This is a genomic window from Bacillus sp. N12A5 (assembly GCF_026790125.1).
Classification (GTDB): Bacteria; Bacillota; Bacilli; order Bacillales; family Bacillaceae; genus Bacillus.
Window position 1 is genome coordinate 121368 of the sequence record NZ_JALAMR010000007.1, and the last position, 17572, is coordinate 138939.

15 protein-coding genes and 1 pseudogene are annotated in these 17572 nt (G+C 47.1%); 4 read left to right on the forward strand and 12 right to left on the reverse strand.

Annotation, left to right across the window (positions count from 1 at the left end):
• Nucleotides 1-8: 8 nt before the first annotated feature.
• Together MOC09_RS08640 and MOC09_RS08645 are read right to left on the reverse strand one after the other, a co-directional pair.
• Nucleotides 9-455 carry a GNAT family N-acetyltransferase gene (locus MOC09_RS08640; RefSeq protein WP_268361202.1) on the reverse strand — a complete coding sequence of 149 codons (447 nt, stop codon included), beginning with the start codon at nt 453-455 and terminating at the stop codon, nt 9-11.
• Nucleotides 456-524: 69 nt separating this feature from the next.
• Complete coding sequence (locus tag MOC09_RS08645; RefSeq protein ID WP_268361500.1) at nt 525-1655, reverse strand: DEAD/DEAH box helicase; 1131 nt, start codon at nt 1653-1655, stop codon at nt 525-527.
• A gap of 172 nt (nt 1656-1827) precedes the next feature.
• Between MOC09_RS08645 and MOC09_RS08650 the strand changes: the two genes are divergently transcribed.
• The gene (locus MOC09_RS08650) at nt 1828-3384 is read left to right on the forward strand and encodes an ABC-F family ATP-binding cassette domain-containing protein (RefSeq protein WP_021481222.1); all 1557 of its coding nucleotides are present in this window, start codon (nt 1828-1830) and stop codon (nt 3382-3384) included.
• 118 nt (nt 3385-3502) lie between these two features.
• Here the strand turns inward: MOC09_RS08650 and MOC09_RS08655 are convergent.
• The 7 genes and pseudogenes from MOC09_RS08655 to yfmT all read right to left on the reverse strand — a co-directional run bounded on the left by MOC09_RS08655 (nt 3503) and on the right by yfmT (nt 10713).
• Nucleotides 3503-3656 (reverse strand): annotated as a pseudogene (locus tag MOC09_RS08655) (hypothetical protein).
• A 327-nt stretch (nt 3657-3983) separates the two neighbouring features.
• Nucleotides 3984-5174 carry an MFS transporter gene (locus MOC09_RS08660; protein WP_268370212.1) on the reverse strand — a complete coding sequence of 397 codons (1191 nt, stop codon included), beginning with the start codon at nt 5172-5174 and terminating at the stop codon, nt 3984-3986.
• A 65-nt stretch (nt 5175-5239) separates the two neighbouring features.
• Nucleotides 5240-5662 (reverse strand): MerR family transcriptional regulator, encoded by a 423-nt coding sequence (locus MOC09_RS08665; protein ID WP_268361496.1) that lies wholly within the window; start codon nt 5660-5662, stop codon nt 5240-5242.
• 125 nt (nt 5663-5787) lie between these two features.
• The gene (locus MOC09_RS08670; protein WP_268370213.1) at nt 5788-6234 is read right to left on the reverse strand and encodes a YfmQ family protein; all 447 of its coding nucleotides are present in this window, start codon (nt 6232-6234) and stop codon (nt 5788-5790) included.
• Between the two features lie 122 nt (nt 6235-6356).
• Nucleotides 6357-8246, reverse strand: coding sequence for an ABC-F family ATP-binding cassette domain-containing protein (locus MOC09_RS08675; protein ID WP_268370215.1), 1890 nt, complete (start codon nt 8244-8246; stop codon nt 6357-6359).
• A 134-nt stretch (nt 8247-8380) separates the two neighbouring features.
• Nucleotides 8381-9241, reverse strand: a complete 861-nt coding sequence (locus MOC09_RS08680) for a methyl-accepting chemotaxis protein (protein WP_268361493.1) — start codon at nt 9239-9241, stop codon at nt 8381-8383.
• 14 nt (nt 9242-9255) lie between these two features.
• On the reverse strand, nt 9256-10713 hold the full coding sequence (gene yfmT, locus MOC09_RS08685; protein WP_041519150.1) for a benzaldehyde dehydrogenase: 1458 nt from the start codon (nt 10711-10713) through the stop codon (nt 9256-9258).
• Between the two features lie 248 nt (nt 10714-10961).
• Here yfmT and MOC09_RS08690 point away from each other — a divergent pair, with 248 nt between their 5' ends.
• The 3 genes from MOC09_RS08690 to MOC09_RS08700 all read left to right on the forward strand — a co-directional run bounded on the left by MOC09_RS08690 (nt 10962) and on the right by MOC09_RS08700 (nt 14483).
• Complete coding sequence (locus tag MOC09_RS08690) at nt 10962-12347, forward strand: amino acid permease (protein ID WP_268370219.1); 1386 nt, start codon at nt 10962-10964, stop codon at nt 12345-12347.
• A gap of 90 nt (nt 12348-12437) precedes the next feature.
• Nucleotides 12438-13145: a YjjG family noncanonical pyrimidine nucleotidase gene (locus MOC09_RS08695; RefSeq protein WP_268370221.1), complete on the forward strand. Its 708-nt coding sequence runs from the start codon at nt 12438-12440 to the stop codon at nt 13143-13145.
• 108 nt (nt 13146-13253) lie between these two features.
• Nucleotides 13254-14483: an MFS transporter gene (locus MOC09_RS08700; RefSeq protein ID WP_268370223.1), complete on the forward strand. Its 1230-nt coding sequence runs from the start codon at nt 13254-13256 to the stop codon at nt 14481-14483.
• A 31-nt stretch (nt 14484-14514) separates the two neighbouring features.
• Here the strand turns inward: MOC09_RS08700 and MOC09_RS08705 are convergent, their stop codons facing one another.
• Genes MOC09_RS08705 through MOC09_RS08715 form a run of 3 tightly spaced genes read right to left on the reverse strand, consistent with a single transcriptional unit; the run spans nt 14515 to nt 17568 of the window.
• On the reverse strand, nt 14515-15450 hold the full coding sequence (locus tag MOC09_RS08705) for a hypothetical protein (RefSeq protein ID WP_268370226.1): 936 nt from the start codon (nt 15448-15450) through the stop codon (nt 14515-14517).
• A 14-nt stretch (nt 15451-15464) separates the two neighbouring features.
• Nucleotides 15465-16628, reverse strand: coding sequence for a glycosyltransferase family 2 protein (locus MOC09_RS08710; RefSeq protein ID WP_268367211.1), 1164 nt, complete (start codon nt 16626-16628; stop codon nt 15465-15467).
• Between the two features lie 28 nt (nt 16629-16656).
• Nucleotides 16657-17568, reverse strand: a complete 912-nt coding sequence (locus MOC09_RS08715; protein ID WP_268363018.1) for a putative nucleotide-diphospho-sugar transferase — start codon at nt 17566-17568, stop codon at nt 16657-16659.
• Between the last annotated feature and the right edge of the window lie 4 nt (nt 17569-17572).

The following is a 17572-nucleotide window of genomic DNA, read 5'->3' on the forward strand; positions in this document are numbered from 1 at the left end:
GGATGAGGTCAGCTGCGAAGAATCAGCGTAAGAAAACCATCTTCATCAGGTTCTGTATCTTCTAAAGTGAATCCTGCTGCTTGAAAGCAGGCTAAACTGACTCGATTGTCTTCTTCGATGCATGCCACCCATTCCCGCACGCTAGTAAAATCCTGATCAGCCAGCAGTTTTTGCAATATCCGTTTTCCATACCCTTGAAGCCGGTACAAAGGATTAACGATTAATCCAATATACGTCCGCTCCTCCCCGAACTCAATAACGGCCATCCCTGCCGGCAGCTGTCCATCATATGCCATGATGACAGTATCCTGTTCATCTTTACTTACTCGTGCATACCAGTCATCTAATGGCAGCATGCCATCCATTCTCCGCCTGGTATCCTCATGTTCAAACCAGTGTTCAAGGATCTTCAGCTCTGGCTCCTTCACTGCTTGAAATCTGTCTATTGAAACCATCTTCCCACCCCCGCGCGAAACTTTTTCTATTATTTTACAACAAAAAAGAAGGGCTTTTCGCCCTCCTTTTTATTTCGTCTTCAATTTTCCGCCGGCATACACAGCTTCACTCAGCTCCACGCCAAGCTTCTTCGCCATTTTTTTCAGCTTTGATTCCTCCAGTTTTGTAACGAGGCTCAGCACATTGCCCTCTTTTCCGGCACGGCCTGTTCGACCTGATCTGTGAACGTAGCCGTCTTCGTCAGGAATATCTGCATGAATTACGTATGGCAGGTTTTCAATGTCTAAACCGCGTGCAGCAATGTCAGTCGCCAATAAAAGCGGAAACGCTCCGTCTTCGAATGCAGCAATGATTTTAGCCCGCTCCATTTTTTTCGCCTCACTGTGCAAAACGCCGAGATCAACGTGGTGATAGGCCAGCTTTTCCGCATATACACTCAGGTTGCCGATGTCTCTCACAAATACGAGCGCCTGCATGCCTTCGAGCCTTGACAGCTTTTGCAGCAGCTTCACTTTGTCGCGCTGGTCGCAAATCAGATATTGATGCTTCACTTTTCCAGCTTCCGCCTTGCTTCGCTGTACCTTCAATACCTCAGGCTCTTGCGCCAGTTCGCGAAGCACATCCTCTGTTTCCTTTTTGAGGGTGGCTGAGAAACAAAGAAGCTGCCGGTCTCTCAATGTCGTTTTAATGATTTGCTTGATCGTTTCGCGATGCTCCGGCAGGATAAGCTGATCCGTTTCATCAAGCACGATCGTTTTCACTTCATGCATTTTGAGTTTCTTTGCTTTAATCAGCTCAAATACCCTGCCTGGCGTACCGACGATGATATGCGGGTGTTTTTTCAGCTTTTCGACCTGCTTCTTCACATTCGCCCCGCCGATTAAGGAAGCCGCGCGCAGCTCTGAGCCCGCTTTCCAATCCTGAATCACCTGAAAAATCTGCATCACCAGCTCACGCGAAGGCGCTAAAATGACTGCCTGCGGATGCTTCTGGTCCGGCTTGATCCGCTCTAAGACCGGCAGCGCATACGCCAGCGTCTTGCCTGTGCCTGTCGGCGATTCCGCAATAACATCCTTTCCGTCCATAATCAGCTGGGCTGCCTGCTCCTGAACAGGGGTCGGCTTTTGAAAGCCGGAAGCATTCCAATTCTCTTGTATAAATGATTGTGCATTATGTAAAAATGGCCAAGTTTGCGTCATTTTGTTCTCCTCAATTCCTGAAATCTATTCCATAGTATCTCAAAACCTCGCCCGGAACGCAATTTTTCTTTTTCTTTCCTATACCTTTCAACATTCCGAATCCTCCTTTATAATCAAAAGGGTGAATATTACACGCCGATTGTGCGTGTTTGATAACGATAGAGGTGTAAACATGAGTATTTTATCTGTAAAGGATTTAAGCCACGGCTTCGGGGACCGGGCCATTTTTAATAACGTTTCCTTCCGCCTGTTAAAAGGCGAGCACGTCGGCTTGATCGGCGCAAATGGTGAAGGAAAATCAACCTTCATGAATATTATTACCGGAAAGCTTGAACCTGATGAGGGAAAAGTCGAGTGGTCAAAAAATGTCCGTGTCGGCTATCTCGATCAGCATACCGTGCTGGAAAAAGGAAAATCCATCCGTGACGTCCTGAAAGACGCGTTCCATTATTTATTTGCGATGGAAGAGGAAATGAACGAGATTTACAACAAAATGGGCGAGGCTGATCCCGACGAGCTCGAAAAGCTGCTTGAAGAAGTCGGCGTAATTCAAGACGCGCTGACAAACAATGATTTTTATGTCATTGATTCCAAGGTGGAGGAAATCGCCCGCGGCCTCGGCTTGAGCGATATCGGATTAGAGCGTGATGTCACTGATTTGAGCGGCGGACAGCGCACAAAGGTCCTTCTCGCCAAGCTGCTCCTTGAAAAGCCGGAAATTCTGCTTCTCGATGAGCCGACCAACTATCTTGATGAACAGCATATTGAATGGCTGAAACGCTATCTGCAGGAATACGAGAACGCGTTCATCCTGATTTCCCATGACATTCCGTTCTTAAACAGCGTCATCAACCTGATTTATCACGTAGAAAATCAAGAGCTGACTCGCTATGTTGGCGACTACCATCAGTTTATGGAAGTCTACGAGGTGAAGAAACAGCAGCTTGAAGCGGCCTACAAAAAGCAGCAGCAGGAAGTCGCAGAGCTGAAGGATTTCGTTGCCCGCAACAAAGCCCGTGTCAGCACGAGAAACATGGCGATGTCCCGCCAAAAGAAACTCGATAAGATGGATATGATCGAGCTGGCGGCAGAAAAGCCAAAGCCGGAATTCCACTTTAAGCCGGCGAGAACCTCAGGCAAGCTGATTTTTGAAACGAAGGATCTCGTGATCGGTTACGATTCCCCGCTGTCCCGTCCGCTCAACCTCCGCATGGAGCGCGGCCAAAAAATCGCCCTTTACGGCGCAAACGGAATCGGAAAAACGACGTTGCTGAAGAGCCTGCTTGGCGAAATCCAGCCGCTTGAGGGCTCTGTTGAACGCGGCGAGCATCTCTTTACCGGCTATTTTGAGCAAGAGGTTAAGGAAACAAACAACAATACGTGCATCGAAGAGGTATGGAGCGAATTCCCTTCTTATACGCAGTATGAAATCCGTGCCGCACTGGCAAAATGCGGGCTGACAACAAAGCATATCGAAAGCCGCGTCTCCGTATTAAGCGGAGGAGAGAAAGCGAAAGTCAGATTATGCAAGCTGATCAATTCAGAAACAAATCTGCTGGTGCTCGATGAGCCGACAAACCACTTGGATGTCGATGCCAAGGAAGAGCTCAAGCGCGCCCTCAAAGAATACAAAGGCTCCATTCTGCTCATTTCCCACGAGCCCGACTTTTATATGGATATCGCGACAGAAACATGGAACTGCGAGTCTTGGACGACGAAAGTGCTTTAAATTGAAGAAAACCCGCCTGCTGAAGGGCGGGTTTTTTACTGCCATTTTTTCTGAACGATTCTCAACAGCTCTCTGTCTTTTAAAATGAGCTGCGATGGCGATGTGAATTCATCAAGTGTCAGCTCTCTTTTGGCAGACAGTTCAAAGTCCTCCTCATCAGCCCAAGCGGTGAACCATTCAACCGAAAAGCTGTTTTTCATGACGCTGTGTATGTAATGATAGAGCACCTGTAAACACTTCTGATCATATTCGTCAGGTTTTGCCTTATCCATGGCAAACGTCCCCTCTATAGCATGAACCATCACTTGATATGGCAATCGTAAATGAACGGATACATTATCGGCCTCTTCTAGATAAATACCCGCCGCATCAATGCCAGACCGAAGCGGATGCCCTTTCCGTGAACGCCGTTTTCGTTGCCTGAAAGAACCGGTTTCTAAAGGCGTTTTAGCCGTTAAATCGTAAAATTGTGTCATAAGGCTGTCCTTTCCTGCACTAATGTTATGATGATGCCATTATAACTGATCATGAATACTGACAATAAAGGGTATAACTTGATCAAATGAAAAAAGACACTGCATCTGCAGTGTCTTTCGCCATTAATGTCCCGCCTTAATTCCGGCAAGGTGTTTACGTCCCATGAGAAGGACAAGCATGCCGACAAAAACGACGATACCGCCTACTGTATATGGTGTGCTTGCGGTGAAGTGCTCTGACAGCATTCCCGCAATCCACGGAGCGAGCGCACCGCCGATGAAGCGGACTGAGCTGTAGGCTGAAGACGCGATTGAACGTTCAACCGGCGCAGAACCCATCACAGCGGTTGTCATGATCGTATTCACCATACCGAGGACAGCACCAGCGACAACGATACATGTAATAATCAATGTCTGATGCTCTGTCCAGATCCCCATGATCATAAGAATGACTGCAAAGGCGATAAAGAGAACAACCAAGGAACGCACTGTGCCCAGCGCTTTGTGCACGAGCGGCGCCGTAAAGACTGACGTAATCGCCAGCAGAAGGCCCCAGCCGAAGAAGACATATCCAAGACCGTGTTCATCTAAATCCAGAACGAACGGAGAATAAGCAAGTAGGATAAAAAATCCAAAGTTGTATAAGAATGCCGATACCGCCATTGTTAAAAGGCCTTTATATTTGAGCGCCTTCATCGCATCAAACACTCCGACGCGTTTCGCCGGTTTCTGCAACTTCGGAAGCATGAAAGAAATCGCGATTAACGCAATAAACATCAGGACAGATACTCCGAAAAACGGTGCGCGCCATGAAATGCTTCCAAGCTCTCCGCCTGCTAGCGGCCCGACAGAAATCCCGAGACCGAGCGCAGCCTCATACAAAATAATCGCTTGGGCACTTCCTCCGACTGATACGCCGACGATAACTGCAAGCGCTGTTGAAATAAACAAAGCATTACCTAATCCCCAGCCGCCGCGATACCCGACTAACTGAGCGATTGAGCTTGAGCTGCCGCCAAGCCCCGCAAACACAATAATAAAAATGAGTCCTAGAATTAACGTCCATTTCGCGCCGATGCGGCTGGAAATGGCTCCTGAGAAAAACATCATAAATCCGGTAACGAGCAAATAACTTGTAAACAAGAGTGATACTTCACTAGGTGAAGCATGTAATTGTGCGGCAATGGCCGGAAGAATTGGATCGACCAGCCCGATTCCCATAAAGGAAATCACACAGGCAAATGCCACAGCCCATACCGCTTTCGGCTGGCTGAGCAAGCCTGTTTTCTGATTCACTTGTTTCGTCTTATCCATTTGACCTGACCTCCATCTTTATTCCATTAAAAGAAACGCTACAAAAATAGCGTTTGGCAAACGTTTCATTCGATTGATTGAATGGCACGTTCCGCTTTATTTTTCATGCCTTGCAGGCGTTCTTTAAAGCTTTGGAATGTGCGGATTTTCTCATCAATCAAATTCAGCTGGTGATTCAGGGTTTCCTGAATTTCCTCCAGTTTTTCTTTCCGTTCCTTAGGATCCAGTGACAACAAATACCCCTCTTTGTTTAACTCTAGCTGGCGGCTGGTTTCCATGAAATGCTGAAGCTCCTGAAGGGAAAAACCGAGCACCTCTTTTGTGCTGATGACTTTCTCAAGCTCCTCCATATCATCCTCTGAATAAAGCCTTACGCCGCCGTCTGTCCGTTTCGGCGCCGGAATCAAGCCGATTTCTTCATAAAAACGGATGGTCCGCTTTGTCAGCCCGCTTCGTTTGGCTACTTGATCAATCTTCATCCATTCCAAGGTAAATCCCCCTTCGCCGTTTCTGTTCCCATTATACACCTTTTGAACCTTAACGTAAACGTAAAGTTTTGAAAAACAAGAAAAAAAGACGAGCGCCATAAAGCACCCGTCTTGCACTTTCTTGTTTAAGCTAAACTTCCTGTCACTGACAGAGTCTGCTTTTGAAGGCTATCAGAAAGCAATTGATACGCAATGACTTTCTTCTTGTACTGTTTCACGACGTCGATATGGTCGCCGTAGCGGTATACAAACAGCTTTACAACTTTTTTGCCTTTTTTCGTATCTATCACCAGCGGCGTACCGCCGTTTTCCGGATGTAAATAACGCTCTTCGTCACCTGGATAAATATAATATTTTTCCAGAAAAACAGCTTCGTTAAATTGTTCAATCACTTTCTGCTTCTCTTCACCCTCGAGACGTTTTCCATCTATAGAGAGAACAGCATGTTCGTCACTCAGCTTGGCGTGTACCTCAAATTTTCCGAGCAGCCATTCCATGACGCCTGTTGGAAGACAGGTTAATACGATTTTTACCAGACTCATGAGAATTAACATCACGATCGTCCATGTCATACTTCATCATCTCCGTTAGTTTTCCATGTGCCGCTGACACACAATTTCATCCTATCATAAGCAGGGCGCTTCGTTTTTGTCCATTATGTGAAAAAAACGCGGCCTTCTGCGGGCCGCGTTTTTTAGCTTTCCAGCTCTTCTATCATAAGAGACAATTCTGTCCAGCGGTCCATAGCAGCCTCAAGCTCTTCCGCCGTTTTCGCCTGCTCGGCCATCAGCTCTTGGATTTTTCCGAAATCGCTGCCTGCTGCAGCGATGTCAGCTTCGAGCTGCTCATGCTTTTCTTCCAGCTGGGCAATTTTATCCTCAATGCCGTCCCATTCGAGCTGATCTTTGTAAGAAAGCTTTTTCCGTTTTTTCTTCGGCTCAGCTTCAGCCGGTTTTTCATCAACTGCCGGTTTTTGGGCCGCTTTTTTCGCTTTTGACTCCTCCATATAGTCGCTGTAGGAGCCTTGGAAGCGGGAAATGACGCCATTTCCTTCAAACACAATTAAACGGTCGACGACACGGTCAAGGAAGTAGCGGTCATGGGATACGGTGATGACGACGCCAGGGAACTGGTCGATATAATCCTCGAGGACGCTTAATGTTTCAGTATCCAAATCGTTCGTCGGCTCATCAAGAAACAGGACATTCGGCTCCTGCATGAGAACCTGAAGCAAGTATAAACGGCGTTTTTCCCCGCCGGACAGCTTGCGGATATACGTCTGCTGCATCGAACGCGGGAAGAGGAAACGCTCCAGCATTTGTTCAGCTGTAATGATATCGCCATCCGCCGTTTTTACGACCTCCGCCGTTTCTTTTATATAGTCAATAACCTTTAACTCGCCATTCATTTCACTATGATCCTGGGTATAGTAGCCGATTCTCACAGTCTGTCCGATCGTAATATGGCCGCCGTCAGGCGTATGACGGCCGGCAAGGGTGTTTAACAGGGTTGTTTTTCCGATGCCGTTCGGTCCGATAATCCCGATCCGTTCACCCGGTATGACCAATTCATTAAAGCGGTCGACAAGCATGCGGCCGTCATAAGCGATCATGATGTTTTCCGCTTCAATGACCTGTTTGCCTAGACGGTGGGAGCCAATCGCAAAGTCGAGTGAGCCCGATGACTGAGGGCCTTTCTGCTCCTTAAGCGCCTCCACTCGGTCAATTCTCGCCTTTTGCTTTGTGGAGCGTGCTTTTGCTCCCCGTCTGAGCCAAGCCAGTTCACGGCGCAGCAGGTTTTGCCGCTTCGTTTCCTTTTGCTCAGCCTGCGCTTCCCGTTCCGCGCGTTTTTCTAAAAACACTTCATAGTTGCCTTTGTATGTGTAGAGGCTGCCTCGTTCGAGCTCATAAATGCGGTTCGTGACACGGTTTAAGAAATACCTGTCATGCGTCACCAGCATGACGGCGCCGGGATATTGGCTTAAATATCCTTCAAGCCACTCAATTGTTTCATTATCCAAATGGTTCGTTGGCTCGTCTAAGATCAGCAGGTCAGCGGGCTGAATTAAGTTTTTGGCAATGGCCACCCGTTTTTTCTGGCCGCCTGAGAGCTCGTTGACCGGCTTTGTTACGTCGTTGACGCCTAGCTTAGACAATACGGTTTTTGCCAGGGTGTTCGCATCCCACGCGTTGTTTGCGTCCATTTTCGCCTGTGCCGCAAGCAGGTGCTTCTGGCGTTGTTCATTTTCAGGATCTTTCCCAAGTTCATACAGCGCTTTTTCATATTCACGCATGGTTTTCATCACAGCCGATTCACCGGAATAGATGTGCTCAAGCACAGTTTGTCCCGCAGGCAGCTCCGGTTCTTGATGAAGAAATTCGACGCGCACGCTGCCCGATTTCATGATTTCTCCCTCTTCGATAGATTCCAAGCCGGCGATCACTTTCAGCAGCGTTGATTTTCCTGTTCCGTTCGGCCCGATTAATCCGATTCTCTCATTCTCTTCAATATGAAAGGAGATGTGGTCAAATAATGTTTTATCTCCGTATGTTTTATAAAGATGTTCTGCTTTTAATATGCTCATGGTTCCTATCAATCCTCACGTAAGTTCATGTGTACATTTTAAATCAGCTGCTGGAATAAAACTAGTAAAACGTCAGGCAAATTTCATGGAAATGCGGGATAAGAAAAAGACCGGGGACAGTTGTCCCCGGTCTCTTACTCTTCCTCAAGCGCTTTTTCTGCCATTTTTGCAAGATGCTGCGCGCTTCCTGAAATCTCCTGCATCGTAGCGGAAATTTGTTCAACGGCAGCGGCTTGTCCATCCGTATGCTGGTTGATTGACTCTATTGATTCCTCCAGCCCTTTCAGCAGGCTGTGGATTTTTTTCGTGATTTGATCAATTTGGCCGACATTTTCTTTCGAGTGTGTTGCTAGCTTTCTGATCTCATCTGCCACGACAGAGAAGCCTTTTCCGGACTCTCCAGCTCTCGCCGCTTCGATCGCAGCGTTCAAGCCGAGCAGGTTGCTTTGGTCAGAGATGCCTTTCACGGTTACTGAAATATCGGCGATTTCACCGGCACTTTCGCTTACCTTTTTCGCCTGAGAGGAAATGCCCGACATTTGGGTTGAAAACCCGTTGATAGATTCAGAAATGTCGGAAATGGCAGCAGCCGTTTGTTCAACAACAGCCGATAAGCTTTCTGCCACATCATGAAGCTTAGACGACTCCTCAAGGCTCGTTCCGAGGCCGACGCCCCCAATGACTCTTCCATTCTCGTCGTGAAGCGGGATGGCACGGGCAATCAATGGGAAACCGAACAATTCTTTCGGCACCATGCTCGTCTTCTTCTGGTTGCTGCGGATGGCATCTGTGATAATATCCCCTTCCTGCAGCGGATCGCCGGCTTTTACGTTCAGCGAGAAGGTTTTGGCCGGTATATTCACGAGCAGTTTTTCCGTATCGTAAATGCCGATTGTAATATCATCTTGGACCAGGCTGTTTAAATAAGGGGCTACTTTGATAAATGCATCCAGAAGATCTGCGGTTTCTTTTTCCGTTTTAATGCTCAATTCCATTCACTCCTTTTTTATTAGTAAGGAAAGCTTCGTTTTTCGTGCTGAACTGAGATCCATTTCAGCGTTGTAAATTCTTCGAGGCTCCACTCGCCATTCAAACGGCCGAGGCCTGATTGCTTTTCACCGCCGAAGGCCACATTCGGTTCATCATTAATGGTCGTGTCATTGACGTGAATCATGCCTGTTTCAATGCGTTTCGCAAAAGCAACGCCGCGCTCAAGATTTGACGTATGTACGGCACCGCTCAAACCAAACGGGGTTTCGTTTGCGATATCTACCGCTTCATCTTCTGAATCAAACTTCATAAAGGAAACGACAGGTCCGAACAGCTCTTCCTTGGCAATGCTCATGAACGGTTTAACGTCTTTTAAGATCGTCGGTTCTACGATCGTCCCGTTAAATCCCCCAAGCTTCACTGGAACAGCGCCTTCTTCAATCGCTTTCTCGACAGATTTCATCAGTCCGTCCGTCTGTCTGCTGTTGATTAAAGGCCCGATAATCGTATCAGGATCCATCGGGTCGCCGACCTTCAGCGATTCCACTTTTGCCTGATACAGTTCAAGGAACTTATCATAAATTGATGAGTGAACCAGTACGCGGTTGGCTGACATGCAAATCTGTCCCTGGTGTGTAAATCGGCTGAACACCGCCGCATTGACCGCATATTCTATATCTGCATCCTCAAGTACGATGAAGGCGCTGTTGCCGCCGAGTTCAAGAAGCGGCTTTTTAAAATGCTTCATCGCAAGCTGGCCGATGTAACTGCCGACTTTCGTAGAACCTGTAAATGAAATGATCCGCGGCACTGGGTGTTCAACAAAGCTGTCTCCGATTTCTGCAATGTCTGTGACAACAACATTCAGCAGCCCCTCTGGAATTCCCGCGTTCTCAAAAATTTTCGCAATCAGCGTACCGCCGCAAATCGGCGTTTCCTCATGCGGCTTTAATACGACGCCATTCCCGGCTCCAAGCGCGGGCGCCACTGATTTCATAGATAAAAAGAATGGGAAGTTAAATGGACTGATGACACCGACTACACCTGCAGGCACGCGATATAATCTGTTTTCCTTTCCGTCTATTGTTGACGGAAGAATTTTGCCTTCCATGCGGACAGGGAACGTTGCCGCTTCTTTTATGATGTTTTTGACAAGACCGATTTCAAAAGCTGCTTTGAGCCTTGTTCCGCCAAGCTCTTCCATAATCAAATAAATGATGGCTTCTTCGTTCTCTTCGATATACGTGACGGCTTTTTCTAAAATGGTTCTTTTCTCGAACGGATTGACCGCATCCCATTTTTTCTTCGCCAGCGCCGCTGCCCTGTACGCTTCATCTACATCGTCAGCAGTCGCTTTTTGAAAGGTTGTGAATGTTTTTTGAGTATAAGGATTTTTGTTTTCCAGTACATTTGGGCTGCTGCCCTCCTGCCATTTTCCGCCGATAAACTGTTTATTCAATTCTTCATATTGAAACATGGTCAGCATCTCCTTTTTAACCGCAAGTCGAAATATGGGCGATTCTATTTTTTCTATCGGTTCACCCTGCATAAAATTGAATATATGATTAGTAAAAATTACTATACTATGATACGCCAACGCTTTTTTGCTTCTATCTTTTAAAGCAGAAAAATATATGATTGACTGCGCCAAATTTCGACAATATAATACAACAAGAACTGTATATAATGATTAGAATATTTCGAATTTTCCAGGAGGAACTTTTGATGAGTTCATTATTTAGAAAAAAACCGCTTGAAACATTGAGTGCGCAGAGCAAGTCAAAAAGCCTTGCCCGTACGTTAAGCGCATTTGATTTAACCTTGCTTGGCATCGGTTGTGTCATCGGCACAGGGATTTTTGTCATTACAGGAACAGTGGCAGCGACCGGTGCAGGTCCCGCTCTCATCATATCGTTTATTTTAGCGGGGCTCGCCTGTGCGCTTGCTGCCTTCTGCTATGCTGAGTTTTCGTCTTCGATTCCGATATCGGGAAGCGTGTATTCATACTCCTACGTAACACTCGGAGAACTGCTCGCCTTTTTGATCGGATGGGATCTCATGCTTGAATATGTCATTGCACTGTCGGCGGTTGCCACCGGCTGGTCGTCATACTTTCAATCACTGCTTGCCGGCTTCAACCTTCATATTCCGGCCGCATTGACAGGAGCGCCGGGGAGCACCCCGGGCGCCGTATTTAACCTTCCGGCTGCAGTGATCATTCTCATCATCACTGCGATTGTCAGCAGAGGCGTCAAGGAAAGCACTCGCTTTAACAACGTCATCGTACTGATGAAAATCGGGATCATTTTATTGTTCATTATTGTCGGCATCGGCTATGTCAAACCGGACAACTGGTCTCCTTTTATGCCATTCGGGATGAAAGGCGTCATTCTGAGCGCGGCAACTGTGTTCTTCGCGTATCTTGGGTTTGACGCGGTTTCTAACGCTTCAGAGGAAGTGAAAAATCCGCAAAAAAACATGCCCGTCGGCATTATTTCAGCCCTTGCCGTCTGCACGGTTCTGTACATCACGGTATCCCTTGTGCTGACAGGCATGATGCCTTATACAAAATTGAATGTCGGAGATCCGGTGTCCTTTGCACTGAAATTCGTCGGCCAGGACGCGGTTGCCGGAATCATTTCTGTCGGCGCCATTATTGGGATTACAACGGTTATGCTTGCTTTGCTGTACGCTCAGGTCCGTTTGACATTTGCCATGAGCAGAGACGGTCTTCTGCCCGGGTTGTTCGCAAAGGTTCATCCGTCCTTTAAAACCCCGTTCCGCAACACATGGCTGACAGGTATCGTTGCAGCGGGGATCGCCGGCTTTATTAATCTCGGAACGCTGGCTCATCTGGTGAACATGGGAACGCTTGCCGCGTTTACCGTCATTTCGATTGCAGTCATTGTGTTAAGAAAGAAATTTCCAGACATCAAAGCGTCCTTCAGAGTGCCGTTTGTTCCGGTAGTGCCGATTATCAGCGCGGGCATCTGCCTATGGTTCATGTACAGCCTTCCCGGCGTCACATGGCTTTCATTTGTGATTTGGATCGCTATCGGAACGCTGGTTTATTTTCTGTATTCAAGAAAACACAGCTTATTAAACAAATAATCTCTTTTAGCCGGCGGTGCCTCACCTGCCGGCTTTTTCCTTTTTTTATGTGCTATACTTTGAGTACTTCATGAAAAGGGAGATACACAGATGAAACAATACCGCACTTTATTATTTGATGTAGATGATACCATCCTCGATTTTCAAGCGGCAGAAGCTTTAGCGCTGCGTTTGCTGTTTGAGGATCAGAACATTCCTTTAACAAATGACATGAAGGCGCAGTATAAAACGATTAATCAAGGTCTCTGGAGAGCCTTTGAAGAAGGTAAGATGACTCGGGATGAAGTCGTGAATACCCGTTTTTCCGCTTTGTTCAAGGAGTGCGGTTATGAAGCGGACGGCACTTTGCTTGAGCAAAAGTATCGCAGCTTTCTCGAAGAAGGGCATCATCTTATTGACGGCGCCTTTGATCTCATCTCAAATCTGCAGCATCAGTTTGATTTGTATATCGTGACAAACGGCGTGTCAAAGACACAATACAAGCGCCTCCGTGATGCAGGATTATTTCCGTTCTTCAAGAATATTTTCGTTTCTGAAGACACAGGCTTCCAAAAGCCGATGAAGGAGTATTTTAATTACGTATTTGAACGGATTCCCCAATTTTCCGCGGAGTACACATTAATCATCGGAGATTCACTGACAGCTGATATCAAAGGCGGACAGCTCGCCGGGCTTGATACTTGCTGGATTAACCCTGGCAATAAGCCAAACGAGCCAGAGATCCTGCCAACCTATGAGATTCGCAAGCTTGAAGAACTGTACCCCATTTTAAAGATCGAAAATCCCGTCAGCTACTAATCAAGCTGACGACGCTTTTAGAAGAGTCTTTTTTCCTCTTGATAAATTCTTCACCTTATGAATAATATGGTGATATGCTTTGGTTATAGATGTAAGGAGGAGACTCATTTGGCTATTGCCGCCCCGCTAAAAGAAAAAACAGTTCAAAAACCCGACACCACGGTGTATCCGATTTTGATTATCATCGGAATCTGCCACATGCTCAACGATTCGCTGCAAGCCGTAATTCCGGCCATGTTCCCTATTTTGGAACGCTCCATGAGCCTGACATTTACACAGCTCGGCATCATCGCTTTTACATTAAACATGGTATCATCCGTCATGCAGCCTGTCGTCGGCTGGTATACCGATAAACGGCCGCGGCCGTACGCGCTGCCAATCGGTCTGACCGCCAGCATGCTTGGCATTTTGGGCCTGGCATTTGCCCCGTCATTTGTAACGATTTTATGCTGTGTGTTTTTCATCGGATTAGGCTCGGCCATTTTCCATCCGGAAGGCTCCCGTGTGGCGTATATGGCCGCCGGCACAAAACGCGGGCTCGCCCAGTCGATCTATCAGGTAGGCGGAAACTCAGGCCAGGCGATGGCGCCTCTGATCACCGCGCTGATCCTTGTGCCGCTCGGACAATTCGGCGCCGTTTGGTTCACGCTTGTCGCCGCGCTCGCTGTTATGTTTCTGCTGTATATTGCGAAATGGTATGCTGTACGTCTCGGAAGCCTTGCCCAGCAGTCCGGCAAACAAAAGAAAACGGCTGAAAAAACAGCCATCACCAAATCTGTAGTATCTGCTCTTATCATTATTATATTTCTCATTTTTGCGCGTTCCTGGTATACGAGTGCGATCGGCAACTTTTACACGTTTTACGCGATGGATACATATCACGTAAGCATTCAGCAGGCACAAAGCTATATTTTTGTCTTTTTGCTGTTCGGCGCTGTCGGCACGTTTCTCGGCGGCCCGCTCGCAGACCGTTTTGGAAAACGCTTCGTAATCCTCGGTTCGCTGCTGTGCTCTGCGCCGCTGGCGATTTTGCTGCCATTTGCCGGCCCTGTTCTCGCCTATGGCGTGCTTGCCTTGATTGGCTTGATTCTGATGTCAAGCTTTTCCGTAACAGTTGTCTACGCACAAGAGCTAGTTCCTGGAAAAATCGGCACAATGTCCGGTTTGACTGTCGGGCTCGCCTTCGGAATGGGCGCGATTGGCGCTGTTGCGCTGGGCGCTCTGATTGACGCCGCGGGACTGACTCCGACAATGATTGCCATTGCCTTTCTCCCTGTTCTCGGCATCCTTGCCTTCCTATTGCCGAGCGATCAGAAGCTGAGAGAATGGCATAGCTGAAAAACCCCTCGCCATGCGGCAGGGGTTTTATTTAATCCAGCTGGATAAAATGAGTGTCAGGCACTGCGTGCTTCGGGATAAAGCCGTCCGCAAAGTCCGGGAATGCAGACTGTATTTCGTCAATCCATCTTTTCAGATTCAACACATACGGCATATAAATCATTTCAATTGTCGCTTCATCTTCAATCCGGTAATACCAGCAAAGATTAAACTCATTTTCCGTTACCAGTGTAAACCCGGAGAAATGGTAGAAAATCAGGGGCGTTTCATCTACATACACGCGGCCGTCCTTTTGCGCGACCTTATAGTTCTCGATATTCCAAAGCGCTGTATTGGCTCCGATTGATTTGACAACATGCACACTCTTATACTGCGCCGGCCATTTCTCCACATATCGTTGATCGCCGTACGTCTTGCGTTCTGTATCCATTTCTACCGTGCAAAATGCAATGCAGTCTTGTCTCCACTGCCACACCGCTTCATAGGCTTCCTTCGTATTTCCGGCACCGACAAATCCTGTGTTATAGCGGCCGGTCCGTTCATAGTAGGACATGAAACGCAGTGAGTTGCGGTGATCGGTCAAATACAGAGAAGCTGTTGGGTTCTCCGCAAAAATACATGCCGGATCAGCAAAGAAAAACAGATCGGTATCCATATGGGCAAAGTAGTCAGCCTCATTCCATTTGCTCATGACATGGAATAAAAAAGCAGGCTTCAATGTCCAGCAATATTCATGAAACGTTCTGTTGCTTTTCTCTTTCAGCAGCTCCGGATCTTCCATTTCATGCAGCTGCACAAAGGTTACATGCTCCCATGGGACGTGCTGAAGCAATTCATACGCCTTCTGATCGACACATAACACATACAAATGAAAATTATCACAATGCTCATGGAGAGAATGAATCATGGGCATAAGCTTAAAGATATGCGTCCTTGACACTATCGTTGAAAAATGAAATGTACTCACCATACCACATCCAATTATCTAAGATCCACGTGCAGCAAATCGTTGACAAGCGCATACAATGCGTTGGCAAAATCATTCACGCCTAGCTTTTTCTTCGCTTTTGGGAGAAGCTTGCGAACGGTTTGTAAATCAAAGCTGTTCGCCGTCATCCTTGGGGCTTTCTTTTGCCAATCCGGGTCAATGTTGCGCTCTTTGACAACATGAAGCAGCTCAAGAAACAGATTCAGCAGCATGTCATATTTTTGAGATTCCAGCAGCTTATGAATATCAGCCATGATTCTGTTCGTCATGTCAGGAGGAAACGGCCCGTTAAAAGCGAGATGAACACCTAAGGAGCGGATGTTATTGTATTTATCGCACATATAGGCAATGTTTGCCCGAATATCGTCTACAGACTTACAATTGCTCGGGTGCTCCTGATGAACACTGACAATATCGCGATGCAGCCTGAAGGTCAGTCCGGCCTGATGAAGCCTGATCCCGAGGTCATAATCCTCAAACCCGTACCGCACAATGCCTTCATCAAATAAACCTAGATCAACCACATGGTTGCGTCTAACAGAGGAATTATTCGTGATAAAAAAGCGCCATGGCATATGATAGCCTTTCAGGTCATCGCCGTACTCATCTAGAATCCGCTTGAGCACGTCAATAAACTCGGTATCGAGGTCAAAGCTTTTGTCCAGGAAGCTCCCGTTTTTGATCTCCTCTTCCATCAGCAGCTTTTGTTTGTCTTTCTTCGGCATTTCGTCTACAAGCTTTGCGAGCTGTTCTTTATGTTCATCTTCAAAGCGTTCATAATAAAAGCTATAGATCCGTTTCCAAAACAAACCGCACACGACGAGATTCTCTACGTTCTCATGGGCTTTGATATGCTTTGCCACAAGGTCCTTTGCCGCAAGCATATCGCTGTCATGGAAAATCAGGATATCTCCTCTGGCATTGCGAAGCGCCTGATTTCGCCCGTACGCAATGCCTCTGTTTTCTTTAATCCGTGTAAAGATCAGCGGAAAATCCGCTTGAAACGACTCAAGCATCGAGAGCGTCCCGTCCTCAGAGCCATTGTCCGCTACAATGACTTCAAATTCTTCATCGCACTCCTGCTGGTTTAAAGACAGAAGGCTGTTATAAAGACGCTCCTTTGAATTATATGCAGGAATAATAACGCTTGCTTTCACTTCATATTCACTTCCTGTATTAAATCATTTATTTGTTATCATCTTTTGAAGCAAAACCGTTAAATTCAGGGTCTAACGTTTTGATGTGCTGAATGATATGCGGGAGTGTCTCTTGATACAGCTCATGGACAAACGGCAGGTCTGTGCGGGTTGTTTCATGAATCTGTTTGATTTCATTCATGCTGACGATTCGGTATCCGCTGAAATGGTAAAAAATCAGCGGGCTGCCATCCTCCAGCACGATTCGGCCATCATTCCAGGAAAACGTATGCTGCCCGTAGTTCCAGTGGCCGATGTTCACACCGGGTGTCGTAATGTCACACACATTCGGAAACAGCTCAGACATATAATCCAAATAGCCCTGATCACCGAATTTCCCTTCACCAGGTGCATTTTTGCACTCCTCAAGACAGCGTTCCTTCCACCACTCCAAGCAATCCGTGCCGGCTTCATCATGCTTAAAGCTGATAAAACCGGAGTTATACCTGCCCAAAAGCCGCTGGAGCATGTCAATCTGCTCTTTCTCAAAGGATGGGATTACGATATCCCCCCGTGAAAGCAGCACCGAGCAATCTGGCTGGTTTTCAAAAATCGGCGATGGATCGGCGTAGAAAAATAAATCTCCGTCAATATACGTCACACGCTCCAGCTCGGGATTGCTGTTCAGCACAGCTTGCAGAAAAATCGGCTTCATCGTCCAGCAGTACTCGCTTTGATCTCTTGATCCCTTCAGCTTCTGAAGCATTTCATTTTCAAGCGCAGACACCGGCACAAGGTTCAGCTGCTTCATCTTCAGCTTCTGTAAGACGCGGTGCGTATCTTCATCCATGCACAGGATAAAAATGGGACTATCTTGATCCACCTGCTCTAATGACTTAAATAGGGCGACTGCCTGATATAATCTCCCTTTTGATAAAACGGTGCAATATGCGCTGGTCACAGTC